The sequence below is a fragment of the Vibrio sp. V42_P2S4T144 genome, from assembly GCF_009904715.1.
In the GTDB taxonomy this organism is placed as follows: Bacteria; Pseudomonadota; Gammaproteobacteria; order Enterobacterales; family Vibrionaceae; genus Vibrio; species Vibrio alginolyticus.
Window position 1 is genome coordinate 1 of record NZ_WXWS01000649.1, and the last position, 2838, is coordinate 2838.

The 2838-nt window shown below is 46.4% G+C and carries 3 protein-coding genes; 1 reads left to right on the forward strand and 2 read right to left on the reverse strand.

The window, feature by feature from the left end:
* Positions 1-216: 216 nt before the first annotated feature.
* Positions 217-1434 carry a serine/threonine transporter SstT gene (sstT, locus tag CAG68_RS21085; protein ID WP_005374821.1) on the forward strand — a complete coding sequence of 406 codons (1218 nt, stop codon included), beginning with the start codon at positions 217-219 and terminating at the stop codon, positions 1432-1434.
* A 65-nt stretch (positions 1435-1499) separates the two neighbouring features.
* Here the strand turns inward: sstT and pdxY are convergent, their stop codons facing one another.
* Together pdxY and CAG68_RS21095 are read right to left on the reverse strand one after the other, a co-directional pair.
* Complete coding sequence (gene pdxY, locus CAG68_RS21090) at positions 1500-2369, reverse strand: pyridoxal kinase PdxY (protein ID WP_086047214.1); 870 nt, start codon at positions 2367-2369, stop codon at positions 1500-1502.
* 101 nt (positions 2370-2470) lie between these two features.
* Positions 2471-2659 carry an AbrB/MazE/SpoVT family DNA-binding domain-containing protein gene (locus tag CAG68_RS21095; RefSeq protein WP_086047213.1) on the reverse strand — a complete coding sequence of 63 codons (189 nt, stop codon included), beginning with the start codon at positions 2657-2659 and terminating at the stop codon, positions 2471-2473.
* Positions 2660-2838 lie beyond the last annotated feature (179 nt).

The window sequence follows — 2838 nt, forward strand, 5'->3', positions numbered from 1 at the left end:
TCCAAAAACAAACTAAAACTAGACACAAAATATTACCAAGCTAAGATATGTGATATTCAGCAAGAAAATGGCTGAATTTATAAAAACAGGATAATTGATAATCATGTGTCTTAGTGACCAGAAGCAATGCTCACCCCTTGTAATATAAGGGCATTATCGCCGTGTAATGATGGACTATTGCCCTGCCACTCTGGCATAAAATTGCAGGAATGATGTATGCAACACAACAGCCTCGTTGCCCGATATGCTCGTGGTAACCTCGTCGTCCAGATCCTTGTCGGTATCGTCTTTGGTATTTTGCTCGCGACAATTTCTCCAAGCCATGCCGAAAGCGCGGGATTAATTGGTAGCCTTTTTGTCGGTGCGCTTAAAGCGATCGCGCCAATTCTTGTGTTTATTTTGGTTGCCGCTTCAATTGCAAACCAAAAGAAAAACCAACACACTTACATGCGCCCAATCGTTGTACTGTACCTGATGGGTACATTCTTCGCGGCGCTATCAGCAGTGGTTCTAAGCTTCCTTTTCCCGACCAATTTAACGCTTGTCACCGGCGCTGAAGGTGCAACGCCTCCTCAAGGTATTGCTGAAATTCTACGCACATTGTTGTTTAAACTGGTCGACAACCCAGTAAATGCACTAGTAGAAGCAAACTACATCGGCATTCTTGCTTGGGGTGTGGGTCTGGGTCTTGCACTACACCACGCATCGGCAACAACGAAGGCCGTATTTGAAGATCTAAGCCACAGCGTGTCTCACATTGTGCGCTTTATCATTCGTCTTGCACCATTTGGTATCTTTGGCTTGGTTGCTTCAACGTTTGCGACAACGGGCTTTAGCGCGCTAGCAAGCTACGCACACCTTCTGGCGGTTCTTCTTGGCGCAATGATGATCATCGCACTCGTTGTAAACCCGGCGATCGTGTTCGTTAAAACCAAACAAAACCCTTACCCACTTGTATTCCGTTGTCTACGTGAAAGTGGTGTAACAGCGTTCTTCACTCGTTCAAGTGCGGCGAATATTCCAGTAAACATGGCACTATGTGAGAAGCTAAAACTGGACGAGGATACATACTCAGTATCTATCCCTCTAGGTGCGACCATCAACATGGCTGGTGCTGCAATCACTATCACAACACTAACGCTTGCAGCTGTGCACACTATGGGTATCGAAGTTGATCTACTGACTGCGCTACTTCTAAGTATTGTAGCTGCGGTTTCTGCATGCGGCGCATCAGGTGTTGCAGGTGGCTCTCTACTACTTATCCCACTTGCGTGTGGCCTGTTTGGTATCTCAAACGACGTAGCAATGCAGGTTGTAGCGGTTGGCTTCATTATCGGTGTGATTCAAGACTCTGCAGAAACTGCGCTAAACAGCTCAACAGACGTTGTCTTTACGGCAGCAGTTTGTAAATCAGAGCAGCAAAAAGCTCAGTAAGACTGACAGAACAAAGAGAAAGGGGAGCCGATGATGGCTCCCCTTTTTTGTTTAATTGCGCTCAATTACGCGGTGACCAAAGCCACCTCTTCAATTGAGAAATGCTTACTTGGCTCAACAAACTCTTGCTGCGCAGCAATAGTTTGCAGCTCCCATTCGCCTGCATGGTACGTTGCACTTAACACCCCGTAGCATGCGTCATGACAATGTTGGAAAGCTTGCTTGGGAGACCAGCCTTTTAAGAGTCCCGCGGTAAAGATAGCTGAAATAAGATCGCCCACGCCAACAGGTTGTTTAGCAAACTCAAATTGAGGACGCTTCGCAAGGTAAATGCCTTCTTGCGTAGCCAATAGCATATTGAAGCTGCCATTTTCTAGGCAGTAAAGGTGCTTAACTAGCACCACTTTTGGACCTTTTTCTAGCGCACGTTGGCATGCGGTGATCGCATCGTCTAGTGAGTGGATTTCCATCTCAGAAAATTGACTTAGCTCGAATTGGTTCGGAACGATCACGTCCGCCATTGGCATCAAACGCGTTAGAAGATTTTCAGCAATGCCCGGAGCCACAATGCAGCCTTTGTCTGGCGCGCCCATTACAGGGTCGCAAACGTAAAGTGCGTTCGGGTTTGCTTGTTTCACTTTCGTCACGGTTTCTTCGACAGCAAGGCACTGCTCTGCGCTGCCTTGGTAGCCCGTCAACACCGCTTGGCACTTTTCCAATGCACCGATGTTACTAAGACCACGAACTAACTCGCTGATGTCTTCAGCCGCAAACGCTCGCCCAGTCCAGCCTTCTTGATACTGCGTGTGGTTAGAAAATTGAACGGTATGAATCGGCCATACTTCGAAGCCCATGCGTTGCATTGGGAAAACGGCACTGCTGTTACCAGCATGACCAAAAGAAACATGAGATTGTATAGAGAGGATACCTTGCATAGTACCTTACCTCTTATTGTAGTTATCGATAGTTCAAAGACAGCGGCAAGCGCCAGTTTTGCGAAACCAGTAGTGTATCCGACAAACCAAGATTCTCTAACTCAATTCTCCTCAATATCTTCAGAGTAAGTTGGAGTGCTGGTTTTCAACACCATCTTCCTAATTTCCATTTTGTCTTTATTCAGTGCGATTTCTAGGGTATCTCCTTCCCTTATCCCGAGCTGAGCCAGGATTGCGCTTGGAATGACTACGGCGGTATCGTCACCGATTTTAACAGGTTGACTTATCATCTTTCGTCCTCCAAATGTCGAAAATGAGTTTTCACGTCATTGGATGTCTAGCCTCAAATACATTGAGCTGACTTGGATTTGGCGTAAATGCCTAAAAACAAAGAGCCTTCCACACCGCGTTTGGGAAGGCTCTTTCAGTATTATTTTTTAATTTGCTAAAGGCTCATGCTTCGCAGCAA